Annotated in this window: 18 protein-coding genes; 7 read left to right on the forward strand and 11 right to left on the reverse strand. The window is 65.1% G+C overall.

Translation table 11 applies throughout. The annotated features are described in order from the left end of the window. The coding region (locus tag K678_RS14105) for a response regulator (protein WP_021133141.1) at window positions 1–343 on the reverse strand (343 nt) is incomplete at its 3' end. Window positions 344–361: 18 nt separating this feature from the next. Next, window positions 362–664 carry an STAS domain-containing protein gene (locus K678_RS14110; protein ID WP_021133142.1) on the reverse strand — a complete coding sequence of 101 codons (303 nt, stop codon included), beginning with the start codon at window positions 662–664 and terminating at the stop codon, window positions 362–364. A gap of 125 nt (window positions 665–789) precedes the next feature. Between K678_RS14110 and K678_RS14115 the strand changes: the two genes are divergently transcribed. Further along, on the forward strand, window positions 790–1,191 hold the full coding sequence (locus K678_RS14115; RefSeq protein WP_021133143.1) for a photoactive yellow protein: 402 nt from the start codon (window positions 790–792) through the stop codon (window positions 1,189–1,191). Between the two features lie 10 nt (window positions 1,192–1,201). Here K678_RS14115 and meaB read toward each other — a convergent pair whose 3' ends face one another. Together meaB and K678_RS14125 are read right to left on the reverse strand one after the other, a co-directional pair. Then, window positions 1,202–2,191, reverse strand: a complete 990-nt coding sequence (gene meaB / locus K678_RS14120; RefSeq protein WP_039853307.1) for a methylmalonyl Co-A mutase-associated GTPase MeaB — start codon at window positions 2,189–2,191, stop codon at window positions 1,202–1,204. Between the two features lie 7 nt (window positions 2,192–2,198). Beyond that, a complete protein-coding gene (locus tag K678_RS14125) occupies window positions 2,199–2,552 on the reverse strand; it encodes a hypothetical protein (protein ID WP_021133145.1) in 354 nt (117 codons plus the stop codon). A gap of 135 nt (window positions 2,553–2,687) precedes the next feature. Here K678_RS14125 and K678_RS14130 point away from each other — a divergent pair, with 135 nt between their 5' ends. From K678_RS14130 to secF, 6 genes are all read left to right on the forward strand, one after another. Next, window positions 2,688–3,152, forward strand: a complete 465-nt coding sequence (locus tag K678_RS14130; protein WP_021133146.1) for a PAS domain-containing protein — start codon at window positions 2,688–2,690, stop codon at window positions 3,150–3,152. Between the two features lies 1 nt (window position 3,153). After that, window positions 3,154–5,097: a DNA translocase FtsK gene (locus K678_RS14135; RefSeq protein ID WP_021133147.1), complete on the forward strand. Its 1,944-nt coding sequence runs from the start codon at window positions 3,154–3,156 to the stop codon at window positions 5,095–5,097. Between the two features lie 274 nt (window positions 5,098–5,371). Continuing rightward, entirely contained in the window at window positions 5,372–5,965 is a 594-nt protein-coding gene (locus tag K678_RS17925; RefSeq protein WP_051185947.1) for a class I SAM-dependent methyltransferase, read from the forward strand. 178 nt (window positions 5,966–6,143) lie between these two features. Continuing rightward, window positions 6,144–6,515, forward strand: coding sequence for a preprotein translocase subunit YajC (gene yajC / locus K678_RS14145; protein WP_021133149.1), 372 nt, complete (start codon window positions 6,144–6,146; stop codon window positions 6,513–6,515). A 46-nt stretch (window positions 6,516–6,561) separates the two neighbouring features. Then, the gene (gene secD, locus K678_RS14150; RefSeq protein ID WP_021133150.1) at window positions 6,562–8,130 is read left to right on the forward strand and encodes a protein translocase subunit SecD; all 1,569 of its coding nucleotides are present in this window, start codon (window positions 6,562–6,564) and stop codon (window positions 8,128–8,130) included. Between the two features lie 107 nt (window positions 8,131–8,237). Next, the gene (secF, locus tag K678_RS14155) at window positions 8,238–9,182 is read left to right on the forward strand and encodes a protein translocase subunit SecF (protein ID WP_021133151.1); all 945 of its coding nucleotides are present in this window, start codon (window positions 8,238–8,240) and stop codon (window positions 9,180–9,182) included. A 58-nt stretch (window positions 9,183–9,240) separates the two neighbouring features. Here secF and K678_RS14160 read toward each other — a convergent pair whose 3' ends face one another. The 7 genes from K678_RS14160 to hisS form a co-directional block, all read right to left on the reverse strand. Further along, complete coding sequence (locus K678_RS14160) at window positions 9,241–10,914, reverse strand: tetratricopeptide repeat protein (RefSeq protein WP_021133152.1); 1,674 nt, start codon at window positions 10,912–10,914, stop codon at window positions 9,241–9,243. 93 nt (window positions 10,915–11,007) lie between these two features. Further along, window positions 11,008–13,053, reverse strand: coding sequence for a flagellin N-terminal helical domain-containing protein (locus K678_RS14165; protein ID WP_021133153.1), 2,046 nt, complete (start codon window positions 13,051–13,053; stop codon window positions 11,008–11,010). A 185-nt stretch (window positions 13,054–13,238) separates the two neighbouring features. Then, window positions 13,239–13,670, reverse strand: coding sequence for a DUF4167 domain-containing protein (locus K678_RS14170; RefSeq protein ID WP_021133154.1), 432 nt, complete (start codon window positions 13,668–13,670; stop codon window positions 13,239–13,241). Window positions 13,671–13,860: 190 nt separating this feature from the next. Next, entirely contained in the window at window positions 13,861–14,715 is an 855-nt protein-coding gene (gene prmC / locus K678_RS14175; RefSeq protein ID WP_021133155.1) for a peptide chain release factor N(5)-glutamine methyltransferase, read from the reverse strand. 1 nt (window position 14,716) lies between these two features. Further along, a complete protein-coding gene (prfA, locus tag K678_RS14180; protein ID WP_021133156.1) occupies window positions 14,717–15,793 on the reverse strand; it encodes a peptide chain release factor 1 in 1,077 nt (358 codons plus the stop codon). 48 nt (window positions 15,794–15,841) lie between these two features. Beyond that, on the reverse strand, window positions 15,842–17,095 hold the full coding sequence (gene hemA, locus K678_RS14185; protein WP_021133157.1) for a glutamyl-tRNA reductase: 1,254 nt from the start codon (window positions 17,093–17,095) through the stop codon (window positions 15,842–15,844). Continuing rightward, window positions 17,092–18,201, reverse strand: coding sequence for a histidine--tRNA ligase (gene hisS, locus K678_RS14190; protein WP_414533212.1), 1,110 nt, complete (start codon window positions 18,199–18,201; stop codon window positions 17,092–17,094). The genes hemA and hisS overlap by 4 nt, the downstream gene beginning before the upstream one ends. Between the last annotated feature and the right edge of the window lie 67 nt (window positions 18,202–18,268).

Genomic DNA, 18,268 nt, shown 5'->3' on the forward strand with positions numbered 1-18,268 from the left:
TCTGTAACAGCTTTTCCGGACTGAACGGCTTGACGATCCACCCGGTCGCCCCGGCGGAGCGGCCAGCGTCTTTCTTCGCCTGCTCGCTTTCGGTGGTCAAAATCAGAATCGGGGTCGCGGCATGGGCCGGCAGGGCGCGCAGCTTGCGCACCAACGTGATCCCGTCCATCTCTGGCATATTGACGTCGGTGATGATGACGTCAACCTTCTGACCCTGGATCGCGCGCAGGGCAGAGACACCGTTATCGGCCTCCAGCACCGTATAGCCAGCGCCTCGCAACGTGAACGAGACCATGTCGCGCATCGTCTTCGAGTCATCGACCGCCAGAACGCACTTACCCATTCCGTTCTCCCAGATCTTTTAGATCAGTTTCCGCAACTCTTCATTGAGTCCCAATCGCCCGAACGCCTCGACGACCGGGGCGGTGGGACTATCCAGGATCAAACGGCGCGCCGCACCGGCAAACCCCGGAGCGGCAGCCAGGATGACCTGGATCGCCGCAGTTGATAACCGAGCAACCCGGTCAGCCTTAAGAGCGACGTCACGATTGCCGTCCTGAACAAGGGCATCGAGGAGAGTATCCCGCAACTCTCCCGCCGCGAGCAGATCGACGATCTCAGGCAAATTGATAACCAGCCGGTCGTGAGACTCTTTGGTTTCCATATCGCGGTTGCCAACTTCCCAGTGGACCAGGAGGAGATAATACGTCAAATTCCAGACTTAAGTAAGAGCCGAACCGCCCAGGCCTATGAATGCCCAAAATAACAACCCAAGCCGGTCCGTGGAACATGACGGTGTTCGCTTTTGACCAAAGCGATCCCGAGAACCCGCTTGGACAGCTCAAAGACGAGGATTTACGCAAAATCCCCTATGGGGCGGCGGAACTGAACGCCGAAGGCCGGGTCGTTTCCTATAACGATACCGAGCCGGAAGATAACGAATCCGGTCGGACGTCGCCGGTCGGGCGGGATTTCTTTGGCGATGTGGTGCGCTGGGCCGGAAGCTCGATCATTGCCGCCGAGTTCCGCAAGGGGGTCACCAGCGGCGCCCTGAACGTCGTGTTCGATTGTGCCAGCGCCCGCCTCCCCTACAAGGTTCGGGTGCATTTCAAGGTCAGCCCGATCCTTGGCACCTACTGGGTTTTCATCAAGCGCCTGCGGCGGACCGCGGAAACCCCCCAGCCCGCCTGACGCTCGGCTCTCACTCCCCTTTAAACAGACCGACCAGCCGCCGCGCCGCCGCGCCGGGGGATACCCGACCGCCGGCAACCGACTGTTCCATCTCGGGCAACAGGGCGGCAATGCGGGCATCGTCGCGCAGGCTTTGCAACAAGGTCTCCGACACTTCGCTCCACATCCAGGCGCGGGCCTGCTCTTCGCGGCGGGCGGTCAGCGCACCGTTGGCTCCCAGCCGGTCGCGGTGGTCGCACACGGTCTTCCACACCGAATCGATCCCAGTCCGGGTCAACGCGGAACAGGTCAGCACCGGCACCTGCCAGCCGGACGCGGCAGGCGCCAGCAGATGGAGTGCGTTGCCGTAATCGCGCGCCGCCCGCGCCGCGGCGATGGCCAGATCGCCGTCGGCCTTGTTGACGATGATCGCATCGGCCAGTTCGACGATGCCTTTCTTGATCCCCTGCAATTCGTCGCCGCCGCCCGGCACCAGCAGCAGCAGGAACATGTCGACCATGTCGGCCACCGCCGTCTCGCTTTGGCCGACGCCGACGGTTTCGACGACGATGACGTCAAACCCCGCCGCCTCGCAGACCAGCATCGCCTCGCGGGTGCGCCGCGCCACGCCGCCCAGGGTGCAACCCGACGGGCTGGGGCGGATAAAGGCACGGGGATCGCGCGACAGATCCTCCATCCGGGTTTTGTCGCCCAGGATCGAGCCGCCGGTGCGCGGACTGGACGGATCGACCGCCAGCACCGCCGGGCGACCACCCTGGGCCAGGACATGCAGGCCGAAGCTTTCGATAAAGGTGCTCTTGCCCGCGCCGGGAACCCCGGTGATGCCGATCCGCACCGCGCCGCCGGTATAGGGCAGCAGCTCGTGCAGCAGGATTTCGGCGCTGGCCCGATGATCGGGCCTGGTCGATTCGATCAGGGTGATGGCACGGGCGACGGCGCGGCGTTCCCCGGCGCGGACGGAGCGGGCCAGGGCGGAGGGATCGAGCGGAGACACAGTCACGGGCAGTTTATTTCCGGGTCTTGGGATCGGGCGGCGGCTCGGTCCCCTGGTTCAAGAAGGTCAGGATCGCCATCGAGAGCAGTTTGGCGCGATCCTCGTCGGACAGGGCATCGAGAATTTTGCGCTTGGCGCGATGGATCGCGGCGGCCTCGCGCAGCAAGGTGGCACGATCGGCGGATTGGGTCGCGGCGACGGGCGGTGCGGACGGTCGCGACACAGCCTTAGCGGCGGGCTTCCCGACGCGGACGGGGGCCTTGACGGCAGGAGTGGCCGGGGCCGGAACGCGCGCGGCGGCCTTGGCGCGGGAAAGACTTTCGCGCGCCTTGCTATCCAGGAACAGAGCTTGCAGCCAACCGAGCATCGTTCGACACTACCCCGGAAACCCCGTCCCTGTCATCGGCAAGGGACACAGCCAGACAATAACGATGATTGAGCGGGGGGCCGAGGTTGGCTACAGTCCGGGCCGCGGGCGGCTGGTGGAGACTTTCCGCCGGCGGTGTCCGCTTTCCTTCGCTTCGGGCGCACCGACATGGATATGAACCTGCTTCACCATCCCCAACTGATTTCGCTGCGCCGCTGGTGGCTGGCGCAAGGCGGCAGCGAGGGGCTGCCTTCGGCGGCCGATCTCAGCCCCGCGATGCTGCGGCCCTGGCTCGACAATCTGGTCGTGGTCGATATCGACCCGGCGGGCGAGCCGCGTTACGCCTATTATGGGGCCAATCTGGCCGCCGCGTTCGGCACCGACATGGTCGGCCGCTCGATCGATCAGCTCCCCAATGCCCAGCGCGCCATCCTGGCCCGCGAGTACGATACGGTGCGGCGCGATTCGACCACCCTGGTCCGCCGCTATACCGCCGATTTCGATGGGCAGACCCAGACCTGGGAACGCCTGCTTCTCCCCTTCTTTGACGGCGACGGCGCGGTCGAGAAGATCATTGTCGCCGTCTACCGCCTGGAATGACATGAGCCCCGTCCAAGACGACACCATGACCGCCGCCGATTTCAATTTCTGGTGCGCGGTCAACAGCAAGCCGTTCCGCCTGATGCGTCACCGCTGGCCCGACGGGTCGGTCGAGTGGGATGTCGAGGTCTTTCCCGGACGACCCGAGGCGACCGTCGCCTACGGCACCGGCCAGACTCTCGAAGCCCCCGCCGCCGCCGCCGCCTTTGCCTTCGCCGCCGGTGTCGAGTGGGGGGAAAGCTTCGCCCGCCCGGCCGGAGCCGATGCCTGGGACGACGATTCCGACGAGGACGCCCCAGCGATCCCGCTGCCGCTTGCCGCCCGTCCGGCTCCCGCCGCCACGCCGCCCGCTCCGGCCGCCGCCGCGATCCCGGCGGCCGAGGCGGCGACCCCGGGCGACGAAGACGAAGATGACGACGGGGATGTGCCGCCTCGCCGCGAAGGCTATGCGCCGCCCTCGATCAGTCTGTTGCAGCCCCCGCCGCCGCGCAATCTGGTCGAGGAGGACGAGGAATCCCTGGCCGGTAACGCCCGGATGCTTGAAACCGTCCTGCGCAATTTCAAGGTGCGGGGCGAGATCATGGAGGTCCGCCAGGGCCCGGTGGTGACGCTCTATGAGTTCGAGCCGCTGCCCGGCACCAAATCCTCGACGGTGATCAACCTCGCCGACGACATCGCCCGCTCGATGAGCACGATCACCACCCGTATCGCGATCGTGCCGGGCCGCAGCGTGATCGGGATCGAGATGCCCAATCCGATCCGCGAGACCGTCTATCTGCGCGAGATTCTCGAAAGCCCGGCCTTCCTCCAGCACAGTGGACGGCTGCCGCTGGCGCTCGGCAAGGACATTGCGGGTGATCCGGTCGTCGCCGATCTGGCGCGGATGCCCCATCTTCTGATCGCGGGCACCACCGGCTCGGGCAAATCGGTCGGCATCAACGCGATGATTCTATCGCTGCTGTACCGTTTCCGCCCCGATGAATGCCGCCTGATCATGGTCGATCCCAAGATGCTGGAATTGTCGGTCTATGACGGCATCCCGCATTTGCTGACCCCGGTGGTCACCGACCCCGACAAGGCGGTCCGGGTGCTGAAATGGGCGGTGCGCGAGATGGAAGCCCGCTATCGGGCGATGGCGCTGCTCGCGGTGCGCAATATCGACGGCTACAACGCCCGTCTGGGCGAACTGGCGGTGTCGGGGCAGAAGGTGACCCATCGGGTCCAGGTCGGGTTTGACCGCACCTCGCGCGAGCCGGTGTTCGAGGAACAGCCGATCGACCTGAAGCCGCTGCCGCACATCGTCGTGCTGGTCGATGAAATGGCCGACCTGATGATGGTCGCCGGACGTGATCTTGAAGTCGCGATCCAGCGACTGGCCCAGATGGCCCGCGCCGCCGGGATTCATCTGATCATGGCGACCCAGCGTCCTTCGGTCGATGTCATCACCGGAACGATCAAGGCCAACTTCCCCACCCGCATCTCGTTCCAGGTCACCTCGCGGATCGACAGCCGCACCATCCTGGGCGAATCCGGAGCGGAACAATTGGTCGGCCAGGGCGACATGCTGTTCATGTCGGGCGGCGGCCGGGTGTCGCGTATCCACGGCCCGTTCGTCTCGGACACCGAGGTCGAGCAGGTGGTGGCCCATCTGAAGGCCCAGGGAGAGCCGGATTATCTCGGCTCGATCACCGACGACGATGACGACGAAGATTTGCGCGGTCCCGGCGACGAAGGCGGCGGAATCGGCAGCGGCGACGATCTGTACGATCAGGCGGTGGCGCTGGTGACCCGCGAACGCAAGGTGTCGATCAGCTTCATCCAGCGCCAGCTCCAGATCGGCTACAACCGCTCGGCCCGGCTGGTGGAACGGATGGAAACCGAAGGGATCGTCTCGCCCTCCAACCATCAGGGCAAGCGCGAGGTTCTGGGCCGCAACGCCGGGTAAGCCGGCAAAGCCCCCTCCTCTCGAAAAAGCCTCGACCTCCGGCTTGCGATACGGCCTCGCTCCCTTACCTGAAACATCGTGCGTCATGGTTGACGCACGATGTGATTGCCGCCATTGCGGCGGCGGCCAAGTGCCCGGAGGGCGAGACCGTCTCGTCGGCCGGGGGATCGTCCCATGCGGGGGACGCATGGGAAGAGAAGCGGCGACGGGTGTACCGTGCATGGCCGAGATCGGCGGGCCGGGTCCGGATCCGCCCGCGGACCGGAGGGAAAAGATGAACTACGAAACGATCATCAACAATTTCCACGATTCCCTGTTCGCCCGTACCGGACGCAACGGCGGCAGCCTGGGCTGGCGGTCGAAGGAATCGCAGCAGGCCCGCTTTGACGCGGTCCTCTCGCAAGGAATTCTGGACGGTAAGACGGTGTTGGATGTCGGTTGCGGCTTTGGCGATCTCGCCGACAGCTTGCAGGCCAAGGCTCCGACCGCGCTTTATACCGGCTACGACATCAACCCCCAATTCATCGAGGTGTGCCGCTCGAAAGCGCCCGAACGTGCCTTTGAACTGCGCAACATCCTGACCCACCCGCCCGAAACGCCGTTCGACGTAATCGTTTCGGTCGGACCGATCAATATCGAGCTGGGGCATAACGAGGATCTGGTCCGCGATATGCTGCGGGCGATGTACAAATCCTGCACCCAGCATTGCGTGATGAGCCTGGCCAGCAGCGAGTACAGAGGAACCGATCGGGGCTTTCACTATTACGATCCGGTCGAAATCCTCGATTTCGCGCTATCGCTGACCAAGAGTGTGGTTCTGAAGCACGATTACCTTCCACACGATTTCAGCATATTCATGTTCCGCTAATCCCAAGCTGTGCGGATCGGAACCGATCCGTGCAGGCCCTCATTCGCCGGGCGGCCCATCCGGGCCGCTTGGTATTAGCCGCCCCTACGCGATGAGAGGGCGTTTGCAACCGCGTCCGGGACCGCTATAGTCCGGCATCGTTTCGTTCGAATGGGTTTTCTCCCGAGGAGTAGTGAAGATGTTCGCCTCGCCAGCCTTCGCCCAAGCCGCCGCCAGCCCCGCTGCCTCCGGTACCATGGGCATCCTGGAACAGTTCCTGCCTCTGGTCCTGATCTTCGTGGTGTTCTACCTCCTGCTGATCCGTCCCCAGCAGAAGCGGATGAAGCAGCACAAAGAAATGTTGAACCAGTTGCGCCGGGGCGACCGGGTGGTGACCGCGGGCGGCATCATCGGCACCATCAACAAGCTGGTCAACGACACCGAAGTCGCCGTCGAAATCGCCGATGGCGTCCGTGTCCGCGTCCTGCGCGCCACCATCACCGAAGTGCTGGGCAAGAGCGAGCCGGTCGCCGCCGAGAAGACCGAAACCGACAAGCCGACCGAGAAGTGATCTTCCCGACTCTTCACGCGACAACCTTTCGAGCACGGGCCGGGACATGAGCTATTTCCCTAAATGGAAGATCGTTGTGGTGGTTCTGGTGGGGCTGCTTGGCTTCACCTTTGCCGCGCCCAATCTATTGTCCCGCGAACATGCCGATCGGTTGCCGTCGTGGTTGCAGCCGGTCAGTCTCGGCCTCGACCTCCAGGGCGGCTCGTACCTGCTGCTGGAGGTCGATACCGGCTATGTCGTCCGTGAGCAGATTGCCGGGCTGGTCGAATCGATCCGCACCACTCTGCGCAAGGAAAAGGTCAAATATTCCGATCTCGGCCTGCGCGGCGACACCGTAGCCGTCCGCATCATCGAGGCCGAGGACCGCGAGCGGGCCGGATCGTTGCTGCGCAAGATCGACACCTCCGCCACGCTGGAGACCAAGGAAGACGGGCTGGTTCAACTGCGCTATTCCGAGCAGGCGCTGGTCAAGCGCAAGCAGGCCGCCGTCGAACAATCGCTCGAGATCGTACGGCGACGCATCGACCAGCTCGGCACCCGCGAGCCGTCGATCCAGCGTCAGGGCCAGGACCGCATCGTCGTCCAGCTCCCCGGCGTCAAGGACCCCGACCATATCAAATCGCTGCTCGGCAAGACCGCCAAGCTGACCTTCCATCTGCTCGACGACAGCGTTACCGCCGAAGAAGCGGCGCGGGGTCGGGTGCCGCCCGGCTCGATGGTGCTGCCCGGCGCCGAACACGAGCGTGGCCAGCCCGAACAATATGTCGTGCGCAAGCGGGTCGAAGTCGGCGGCGACATGCTGACGGATTCCAGCGCCACCTATTCCGAAGGCCGCCCGGTCGTCAGCTTCCGCTTCAATTCGGCCGGAGCCAAGAAATTCGGCGACGCCACCCGCGACAATGCCGGGCACTTCCTCGCCATCGTGCTTGACGAAAAGGTGATCAGCGCGCCCCGCATCAACGAGCCGATCCTGGGCGGATCGGGCATCATCTCGGGCAGCTTCACCCTGCAACAGGTGCAGGATCTGTCGATGCTGCTGCGCGCCGGTGCCCTGCCCGCCCCGTTGCAGGTGCTCGAAGAACGCACCGTCGGTCCCGATCTCGGCGCGGATTCGATCCGGGCTGGGGCGATCGCCTGCGTCATCGGCCTGATCCTGGTCGTCGGCACGATGCTGGTGGTCTATGGCTCGCTCGGGATGCTGGCCGATATCGCGATGGTGTTCAATCTGGTGCTGCTGCTGGCGGCGCTGTCGGCCTTGGGGGCGACCCTGACCCTGCCCGGCATCGCCGGTGTCGTTCTGACGATGGGCATGGCGGTTGACGCCAACGTGCTGATCTATGAACGCATGCGTGAAGAACAGCGCAACGGGCGCACCCTGATGTCGGCCTTGCAGGCCGGATATGACCGCGCTTTCGGCACCATCTTCGACGCCCACGTCACCACCCTGGTCGCAGCGGCGCTGCTGTTCCAGTTCGGCTCCGGCCCGGTGCGCGGCTTTGCCGTCACCTTGTCGCTTGGCCTGCTGGCTTCGCTGTTTACCGCCGTGCTGGTCAACCGGATGCTGGTGGTATGGTGGGTGCGGTTCCGCAAGATGAAGACCCTGCCGCTGGCCTGAACCCTTTGGTGAAACCATGGCCGCCGCAGCCCGGCGGCCATCAAGGCGGCGGCCCCGCAAGCGGATCAAGCGCAAAGGCCGAAGGCGCCGTGATTTAGGACCGACCCATGCAACTGATTGATCGTTTCCTGCCGCACGGCACCAATTTCGACTTCATCCGCTATCGGCTGGTCGCGTTTGGCATCACCGCGTTTCTGATCCTGGGTTCGATCGGGGCGATCGTGGTGAAGGGCTTTAACTTCGGCATCGACTTCGCTGGCGGCATCCTGATCGAGGCCCAGACCACCGACGGCAAGGCCGATCTGCACCAGATGCGGACCAGCCTCGCCACCCTCAATCTGGGCGAGGTCAGCCTTCAGGAATTCGGTACCACCGGCCGCGACGTGATGATCCGCATCCAGCGTCAGGACGGCGGCGAGAAGGCGCAGATGGAGGCGTTGGGCAAGGTCAAGGACACCCTTGGTGCAGGCTATACCTATCGCCGGGTCGAAATCGTCGGGCCAAAGGTCGGCGACGAACTGGTCCGCGACGGCATCCTGGCCGTCGTGCTGTCGCTGGCGGCAATCGCGGTCTATGTCTGGTTCCGCTTCGAGTGGCAGTTCGGCGTGGGGGCGCTGGTCTCGACCTTCCACGACGTCATCACCACGTTCGGGGTGTTCGCGATCACCGGGCTTGAGTTCAATCTGACCACCGTCGCGGCGATTCTAACGATTGCGGGCTATTCGGTGAATGACACCGTGGTCGAATACGACCGCGTGCGCGAAAATCTGCGCAAATACAAGACGATGTCGATCTACGACCTGCTCAACCTCTCGGTCAACGAGACGCTGGCCCGCACCATCCTGACGGTGACCACCGTGTTCGTTACCGTGCTGGCGCTTTTGTTCTTCGGCGGCGAGGTGCTGCGCGGCTTTGCCATCGCGATGTTGTGGGGCCTGATTATCGGCACCTATTCCTCGATCTATGTCGCCATGCCGATGCTGATCTATTTCAACCTGCGCAACGGCAAGGACCGCGAGAAGGATGCCGACCCGGCGCCGCAGATGCCGTAATGGGCCGACAATCCAGTATCACGATCTCGGGAGGGGGGCCTATCAGCCCCCCTTCTTTTTAGGCTTTGGCCCAATCCCGCAAGGCCGCCGCCAGCGCGGCCAGCGGGCCGCTCCAATCCCCCGGCGCGGTTTGGCGGAACAAGCGGGCGGTGGGATACCACGGGCTGTCGTCGCGATCCTGCCAGCGCCAGCACCCGTCGAAGCGCGACAAAATCCACACCGGCTTACCCATCGCCCCAACCAGATGAACCACCGAGGTATCGACGCTGATCACCAGATCGAGCTGTGACACCAGAGCGGCGGTGTCGGCGAAATCGTCGACCTCATCCATCCAATCGAGCAGGCGTAGCCCGGCGGGCGGCGACTTGGCCTGGGCGGCCGGAGCGCCTTTTTGCAGGCTGACGAGGGTCACGCCGGGGATGTCGGCCAAGGGAGCGAACTGAGCCAGCGCCAGACTGCGGCGACGGTCTACCCGGTTGGCGGCGCGGTCGTCGGGACGGGGATCGCCCGCCCAGACCAGACCGACCTTCAGCCCCTCCACTCCCGCCAGCCGCTCGCCCCAGCGCCGGGCCGCCTCGGGTTCGGCGGTCAGATAGGGAATCGGGGCGGGGATGGTGTCGAGCGTGGTGCCGAACCGCCACGGCGCGCTCAGCAGCGGCAGATGGTAATCGGCACTAACCGCGCCGCCCGGCGGCACCATTTCGGCCACACCGGGGACCGAGCGCAGCAGGCGCATCAGCGGCGGTTGCACCGCCAGCACCACCCGCGCCCCCTGCTCCGCCGCCAGTTGGACATAGCGGGCGAAATGCAATGTGTCGCCCAGCCCCTGCTCGCCATACATCAGCAGGGTCTTGCCTTCCAACGGCTCACCCTGCCATTCCGTCCGGGTGGTCTGAAGCGCGGGAAAGCCGAGCAGACGCCGCCGCCATTCGTACTCGGCCCATCCCTCCGCCAGCCGCCCGGTGCGGAGCAAGACCGCCGCCAGATTGAAATGAGCCAGCACATCGTCGGGGTTCAGCGAAAGCGCGACCCGGAAGCTCCCCTCCGCGGCCTGCAACTCGCCACAATTATAAAGAGCAATTCCGAAATGAGTATGAAAGCCCGGACCTTTGGGATCGAACCGCAACGCCTCGGCATGAAACGCAATCGCCTCGTTCCACCGCCCGAGATCGCACGCGATCTCTCCCATCGCGTCATAGGCGGCAGCGTAATCGGGACGCAGGGCGATCGCCTGACGCAAGGGTTCGATTGCCGCCTCGGTCTGCCCCATTAGGTGGAGAGCGCGGCCCAGCCCGAAGACGGCCTCGGGCAGAGCCGGAGCCAACGCGACCACGGCGCGGAAGGTGTCGGCGGCCTCGGCGGCCCGGTCGAGATCAAGCAGAGCATTGCCCAGATTGACCCGCACCACCACCGAATCCGGCTTCAAGGCCAGGGCACGGCGATAGCTGGCAACGGCCTCGGCCGGTCGCCCCAGGCGGCGCAAGGCCGCTCCTTGCGCGCCATGCACCTCGCCGCGCGCGGGATCGACGCGAAGCGCGGTCTCGATCAGTCCAAGCGCGGCTTCGGCCCGGCCGGTATCGGTCAGCAATTGCCCCAGCATCACCAGGGTTTCGAGGTGGCGGGGATGAGATGTCAGGATCGAACGATAGTGGCGTTCGGCCTCGACCAAATGTCCGTCCCGGTGGGCGCCAATTGCCGTCTCGAATGCCGCACTGATCGAAAAATCCGCCATCTCTCTGTTCGTCCTATCCGCCCGAGTCGGTTTTTTTCATAAAAAAAGGGGCGGCCGAGGCCGCCCCTTCTTCGTTCAAGTCCGTCCGCCGGTTTAGCCGAACAGACGCATAACCGCCTGGTTGGCCTGCGATGCCAGCGACAGAGACTGGATGCCCAGCTGCTGACGGGTTTGCAGGGCCAGCATGTTCGCGCTTTCCTCGTTCATATCGGCAAGGGTCAGATTGTCCGAGCCGGTCTTCAAGGTCGCAATCATGTTGTTGGTGAAGTCCTGGCGATTCTGCACCGTGGTCAGGTTCTGACCGAGAACAGCCGAGGTCTCACGCAGGGTGGTCGCAGCCATCGTCAACTGAGACAACGAGGCCTGGATCGAGTTGGCATCCTTCCAGTTACCAGTCGAGGCGGTGAGGCCCAGACCTTTGCTGGTCAGATCGACAGCGTTGACCACCAGCTTGTTGGCATTGAACGCCGCTTCGTTGAAGGTCACCGAAAGCGGGTTATTGCCGGTGCTGCTGATCAGGTTGATGCCCTTATAGTTGGCGTCCTGAACCTGCTGGTCGAGCAGCTTGGCGAGATCGTCATACTGCTTGATATAGGTCGCGGACACACCCGACCCGCTGATGCTCGACTGACCGGCGGCCACGCTCGGCGGCAGCGACAGCTTGTTGGCGGCACTACCAGAGAAGGTGATGGTCTTGCCGTTGGTGCTGCGGATGTCGAGCTGGCCGGTGGTGTTGTCCAGCGAGGCGGTGATGCCGGGGATCTTACCGAGAGCGGTCATCAAATCGGCAACGCTGCCGACTTCGCCCTTGGTCGCGTCAGGCGAGGCGGTCTTGACGCTGAGCGTGGTGGTGACGCCGTCCATCGTCAGCTTCAACTGGTCACCGTCAACGAGACGGGACTGACCGGTCGGAGCCTGGAGATTGGTCAGGTTGGTGGTCGGCAGGTTGGTCGCCGACACCTTGCCATAACCATGATACAGCGTGGTGCTGACCGAAGCGTTGGCACCGATCGACCCATTCGCCGTACCGAACAGACCGGACGCGGTACCTTCGATGCTGACGGCGGTCGAGTTGTTGTTGACGACCTTCAGAGCACCGGTCGAGTCAAGCGACGCGGTCAGGCCCGAGATGCTGTTGATGGTGTCCATCACGTCTTGGACGGTGGTCGTGGCCGTGATGTTCAAAGTGGTGGTCTGGCCGCCGGAAACCGCCAGGGTGAAGAAGGTGCCCGGGCCGGTGTGGGTGCCGTCGGTGGTGGTCGGGCCGCTGTTGGTCAGAACCTTGCCGTTGGCATCACTCAGTTCGGACAGCAGGGTCGACCCGGTCGCCCCGGCCTGACCGGTATAGGCCACCGAATCGACTTCCACGGTCGTCGCCAATTTGCCGCCGCTGGCCGTCGTCGCGCCCGTGCCACTGGTGAGGCCGAGAGTGGTGGCGAGGGTGCCGGAGAAGGTCAGGGCCGCGCCCAGATTGCCAGCCGAACCGAACATACCGCCGGTGAGGGTCACGGCGTTGGCAACACCGCCGCCCGCAGCCTTGGTGATCGTCGACATCCAGTCGGTCAGATCCTTGGCGGTGGTGCCGCCACCATTGCCGAGGGTGGCGTTATTGACGGCGCTGGCGCCAACGGTGAAGGTGTAGGTGGCGCCGGTGCCGACCTGGACCGTCATCGAATCGCCATTGAGCACGTTCAGCGACGCGCCCGCGCTATCGGCCAGATTGGTCAGCGCATAATTGCCCGCATTCGCTTGCGCCAGAGCCGCGTTCGCGCCCTTCGTCCCCAACGCGGTGTAGGCGACGACGTTGGTGCCCGACGCATTGCTGGCGGTGGTGATGCTTTGCGCCGCCGAGTTGGCGATCGACTTCATCTGGTCGATGGTCTTCTGGGCGGTGGTGATGCCCTGGCTGGCGGTGGTCAGAGCCTGAATCGCCTGGCCCATGCCGTCCAGCAGCGCGCTGAGATCGCTCGCCCGTTGGGTCAGGGACTGCGCGGCGAAATAGTTGCTCGGGTTATCGAGAGCGCTATTGACCTTTTTACCGGTCGACAGACGACCCTGGATGGTTGCCATCAACGACGCGGTCCCCTGCAGCGAGTACAGGTTCGAACGCATTGCGGATGTGAGGGTGACGTCAGCCATGGGTTTCTCCTAATTCTAGAGAGTATAGTCACTTTCAATGACAGCCTTACCCTACGCCGCCGCTCTTCCCAACGCAACCCCTTTTTTGCCCCCGCCCCACGGCCCCGGAACAGGGCGCGGAAAACAAAAACCCCTCCCTCACCGGATGGTGAGGGAGGGGTTTGGATCGTTGCAGCCGGGGATGGTCAGGCGGCGTCGGACCCCGGCCCGACCAGTTCGCCCTCGGACGAGTCCGACGATTCGCCGTCGCCCTCGTAGCCGTCTTCACCCTCTTCGCCGGTCTGATCCTCGGCCGGGGTCGGCAGCGCCTGACGCGGGCGGCCGTTATTCTGATTCTGGGTGTTGATCAGCCGGAAATAGTGCTCGGCATGCTGATAATAATTCTCGGCGGCAACGCGGTCACCCTGGGACGAGGCATCGCGGGCCAGCGCGAGATATTTTTCCAGCACCTGATGGGCGTTGCCGCGAATGCGGCCGTCCGGACCGTTGCTGTCGAACACGTGGTTACGGCCGGGAACGCCGCCGCCACCGCCGCCGCTGTGCTTCTTGCCCCCATTGGGACCACGGCCGCGGGAGCGTTGCTTGGGATTCACGGGACCAGTCTTAATATTCATCATGAGTCTGTCACATCCATTCCGCCGACGTCTCGGTCAGGCCAGTCCGCATCCGTTCGAGGGGGCGGCTATGGGGGAGTTCACCACGCCCGGTCGAGGAGGGAGCCCAATGGGTTCGACGCGATCCCTCGACACCGCTGGCGCGTGTGGGCGTCACCCTAGTCGGGGCGAAACGTCTTTCCAACAACTTTTTTCAAGATTCCGGGGCGAAAGCCACGACGCAGCGTTCAATCCCGCCTAGATCGCACCGCAACACGATCCGGCCCAGCCCGGCGTCCTCCATCAGCGCCGCCACCGCCGCGGCCTGCCCCTGTCCGACCTCCAGCGCCGCCACCCCGCGAGGGCTCAGCAGACGGGCGATATCGGGGATCAGGCGGCGATAGCATTCCAGCCCGTCCGCCCCGCCCGACAGGGCCGAACGCGGCTCGAACCGGGCGACTTCGGGGGCCAGAGTGTCGATCTCCGCCTCGGGGATATAAGGCGGGTTCGAGACGATCACGTCAAAGCGTCCACCGATCCCCTGGCCCCAATCGCCCAGCCGGAACTGAGCGCGGGGCGACAATCCGCAGCTATCGGCATTGCCGATCGCCACCGCCAGCGCGTCGCGGCTGGCATCAATGCCCAGACCGATCGACGCGGGCAACTCGGACAGCAGCGCCAGCAGGATACAGCCGCTGCCGGTACCGAAATCGAGCAGCCGCAACGGCGCCTTGCGGTCGCGCACTTCGGCCAGCACCGCCTCGACCAGCGTCTCGGTATCGGGACGGGGGTCGAGCGTCGCCGCGGTCACCGCGAGATCAAGGGTCCAGAAGCCACGCCGCCCCAGGATATGCGACATCGGCTCACGCCCTTCGCGCCGGATCAGCAGCGCCTCGAACCGGCTCGCCGCTTCGGGCTCCATCACCGTTTCGCCGCGCAGCGAGACCATCGGGGCCGCGAATCCGGTCACTTCGGCCAGCAACAAGCGGGCGTCGAACGTCGCGGTGTCGATCCCGGCCAGACCGAGCCGCCGCCCTCCCTCGCGCAGAGCCTCGCCCAGGGTGGGCATGCTACTGCATCTCGGCCAGACGCTCGGCCTGATCGGTCGCGATCAGCGCCTCGACCACTTCGTCAAGCGCATCGCCCGCCATCACCGCGTCGATCTTGTACAGGGTCAGATTGATGCGGTGGTCGGTCACCCGGCCTTGGGGGAAGTTGTAGGTGCGAATCCGCTCGGAGCGATCGCCCGAGCCGACCTGACTTTTGCGGTTGGCGGCGCGTTCGGCGTCGAGCGCGCTGCGCTGGCGCTCGTACAGGCGCGAGCGCAACAGCGTCATCGCCGTCGCCTTGTTCTTGTGCTGGCTTTTTTCCTGCTGACAGGCGACGGCCAGACCGGTCGGAATGTGGGTGACCCGCACCGCCGAATCGGTGGTGTTGACGCTCTGCCCGCCCGAGCCTTGCGAGCGATAGACGTCAACGCGCAGATCTTTTTCGTCGATCTGGATATCGACCTCTTCGGCCTCGGGCAGCACCGCGACGGTAGCGGCCGAGGTGTGAATCCGCCCCGACGCCTCGGTGGCGGGGACGCGCTGAACCCGGTGCACCCCGGATTCGAACTTCAGCCGGGCGAACACGCCACGCCCGGTGATCTTGGCGCTGGCTTCGCGCACCCCGCCGATTCCGGTATCGTTGGCGTCGAGCACCTCGAACCGCCAGCCCTTCAGCCCGGCATAGCGCTCGTACATCCGAAACAGCTCGGCGGCGAACAGCGCCGCCTCGTCGCCGCCGGTCCCGGCGCGGACTTCCAGGATCGCGTTCTTTTCGTCGGCTTCGTCCTTGGGCAGCAGCATGATCTGCACCGCCCGTTCCAACTCGGGCAGCCGTTCCTTGAGGGCGAAGAATTCCTCTTCGGCCATCGCCCGCATGTCGGGATCGGCGCTCTGGTCCTGCATCATCACCGCCGCCTCGGCCATCTCGTCGCGGCCCTTGCGGAAGGCGAGGATCGCCTCGACCACCGGGTCAAGGTCGGACAATTCCTTGGACAGCTTAGGGATCTGGGCGGACTCAAGCCCCTCGCCGCTGGACAGCTGCGCCCGCAGCTCGTCGTGACGGTAGAGAACCTTATCGAGGTGGGTTTCGAGAATCATCAATCAGAATCCATCTGGCTGGGGCGCGGCCGTCCGACCGCAGGCAGCCTAGCCTTCGAGGTGGAACAGCTTGCGCAGCGTCTTTTCCATCGTCTGCCATTCATGCCCCTCGGCGGCGATCGACTTCATCGTGTCGGTGGGCGTATGCAGCAGCCGGTTGATCAGCAGGCGGGTGGCCTCGGCCGGATCGACATCGGGACCGATTTCGGACAACACCTTTTCGCGGGTCGCCTCGAACTGATCGCGCAGCGCGACGATCGCCGGGACAGCGGCCCGGGCGGCGCGGCCACGCAGGAACGCGGTCGCCTCGCTCTCGACGATGGCGCGGGCGGACCGGGCGGCCTGCTCGCGGGTGGCACGGCCTTCCAGCGCCACCTTTTCCAGGTCGGCGAGGTCGTAGAGAAACGCATTCTCGATCCGGTTGACCGCCGGTTCGATATCGCCCGGAATGCCAGCATCGACCAGGAAGATCGGCTGGCGACGGCGACGCTTCAACGCCTGCGACACCGAATCCGCGGTAACGATCGGGGTGCGCCCGCCAACGCAGGTCAGCACGACGTCGGCCCCGGCGATCGCCTCGCGCATGTCCTCGAACGGCATGACGTGGCAGCCCAGGGTGCGGGCCAGGGTCTCGGCGCGGCTTTCCTTGGGGGCGGTGACCAGCATGTCGGTCAGACCGGCGGCAAGCAGGCTTTCGCCGACCAGCTCGCCCATGTCGCCGGTCCCGATCAGCAGAGCCCGGCAGCAGCCGAGATCGCCGTGCAGATCGCGGGCGACCTGAACCGCGGCGGCGGCGATGCTGACCGGCCCTTCGCCGACGGCGGTCTCGGTCCGCACCCGCTTGGCAACGGCGAACGCGGCCTGGACGAAGCCGTCAAGCTGACCGCCGACGGTTCCGGCCTCGCGGGCCAGACGATGGGCGGCCTTGACCTGCCCGCCGACATGCGGTTCGCCGATCACCAGCGAATCCAGCGCCGAGGTGACGGTGAAGCCGTGCCGCACCGCCTCGGCCCCGGACAAGGTGTAAAGATGGGTCGCCAGCGACTCGGCGGTCAGCCCGGCCTTGGCCGCGAACGCCGCCCCGACCAGGGCGGTGGCGTGGGCGGCCTCGGTATCGGCGCACCACACTTCGACCCGGTCGCAGGTCGACAGCACCAGAGCCTCGGCCAAACCGGCCTGCTTCAGCCCATCAAGAAAAGACGGCGCCGACGCGTCGTCAACATAGAGGGCGTCCCGCAATCCCAGCGAGGACGACCGATGATTGGCCCCGACGATGACCACACGTTGAGCTGACGCGCTCACCCGGCTGTCTCCCCTTCGATGCGCCGGACCAGAGTCTCCTCAAGCCCGGACAGCAGCACTTCTTCCTGGGTCCCGGCGTCGAGATCGCGCACAGTCACCGCGCCCCGCGCCGCCTCGTCCTCGCCGAGAATCACCGCGAAGCGGGCGTTCAACTTCACCGCGCGGGCCATCCGCTTTTTCATATTGCCGGAATAGCCCAGTTCGGCGACCAGACCGGCGCGGCGCAGACGCTCGGCCACGACCATCGCCGGGCCGGACTCGCCCATCGGCACCACCGCAATCGGACGAACGGTGTCGGGCGGATCGCCCGCCAGCATCGCCAGCCGCTCGATCCCGGCGGCAAAGCCGATACCGGGGGTCCGCTGCCCGCCCATCTGGGCGATTAGTTCGTCATAGCGCCCGCCCGCCAGCACCGTTCCCTGCGACCCCAAGGCGGTGGTGGTGAACTCGAACACGGTATGGCAGTAATAATCGAGACCGCGCACCAGACCGTCGCTGATCGTGTAGGGAATCTCCAGGCTGTCGAGCCCGGCGGTCAGCGTGGTGAAGAAGGTGCGGGAATAATCGTTGAGGTAATCGCTCAGACGCGGCGCACCGGCGACGATGCGGCGATCGCCCTCGTCCTTCGAATCCAGCACCCGCAACGGATTGCGTTCGAGCCGGTTGCGGCTGTCCTCGGACAGATCGGCGCGATAGGCCGACAGGTATTTGGTCAGCGCGTCACGGTACTCGGCGCGGCTTTCGGCATCGCCCAGGCTGTTGATCTCCAGCTTGACCTGATCGGCCAGCCCAAGGTCGGACAACAGCCGCCATGCCAACGCAATCACCTCGACATCGGCCAGCGGAGTCTCGACCCCCAGCAACTCGACCCCGACCTGATGGAACTGGCGCAAGCGGCCCTTCTGCGGCCGTTCGTGGCGGAACATCGGACCGCGATAGAACAGCTTCAGCGGCAGCGACTGGGCCAGACCGTTCGAGATGAAGGCGCGGGCGACCCCGGCCGTCCCTTCCGGCCGCAACGTCAGCGAATCGCCCGAGCGGTCGGTGAAGGTGTACATCTCCTTGGTGACGACGTCCGACGTCTCGCCCAGCGTGCGCGAGAACACTTCGGTAAACTCGAAGATCGGAGTCAGAATCTCGCCAAACGCCGTAACGCCGTGCGGCATTCAGCGC

Origin of the sequence: Magnetospirillum fulvum MGU-K5 (assembly GCF_000442515.1) — a bacterium.
Lineage (GTDB): Bacteria > Pseudomonadota > Alphaproteobacteria > Rhodospirillales > Magnetospirillaceae > Phaeospirillum > Phaeospirillum fulvum_B.